1 protein-coding gene is annotated in these 680 nt (G+C 70.1%); it reads right to left on the bottom strand.

Going from position 1 to position 680, the window contains the following annotated elements; genetic code table 11:
• Positions 1–637: VWA domain-containing protein (locus tag A5712_RS11450; protein WP_231982106.1), on the bottom strand; the 637-nt coding region annotated here is incomplete at its 3' end.
• Between the last annotated feature and the right edge of the window lie 43 nt (positions 638–680).

Here is a 680-nt window from a genome sequence, read left to right as displayed (position 1 = left end):
CGCCCTGCGGCGCGTTGGGGTCCAGCGGCACGTTTTCGGCGCCGTCGGATTCCAGCACGATCCGCGCGGGTGGCGGCCCTTCGCCGCCGCCCATCACCGAGCCGACCGTGGCAATCGCCTGCAGCGCCGTGAAGATGCCCTCCCCCGTCGCGGTTTTCGGCGCCGGCTTCAACCCGTCGATCGCCGCCTTCACCGCGGCGCGGTTCGTCGTCGGCGACACCAGCAGTGAGGCGTTGGCGGCGAATTCGACCAGGCCCAGGTTGATGGCCGGCGTCAGTTGGCTGGCGAACTGGCTGGCCGCCTGCTCGGCCGCCTTGAGCCGGTTGGGTTCGACGTCGGTCGCGCGCATCGAGTTCGACATGTCGATGATCAGCACGACGCAGGCGCGGTTGCGCGGGATGCGCATGTCGTGCGTGGGCGTGGCCAGGGCGACGGTCAACAGGAACAGCGACAGCAGCGCAACCACGATGGGAACATGCCGCCACCACGACTGCGGCACCTCGGCCTCGGTGAAGCGGCGCAGCCGCTGGCGGCGACGGGCCTGCACGACGACATAGACGGCCAGCAGCGCCAGCGGGATCAGTCCGAAGAGCAGCAGGCCCGGGCGCTGGGTGAACTTGATGTCCAGGCTGCGCAGGTGGGTCTGTAGCCCGGCGTCCTGGATCGGGATCAGGTGGGCG

Origin of the sequence: Mycobacterium sp. E2327, from assembly GCF_001672675.1 — a bacterium.
Classification (GTDB): Bacteria; Actinomycetota; Actinomycetes; order Mycobacteriales; family Mycobacteriaceae; genus Mycobacterium.
The sequence above is the reverse complement of the archived record's forward strand: the minus strand, read 5'-3'. Positions and strand labels throughout refer to the sequence as shown.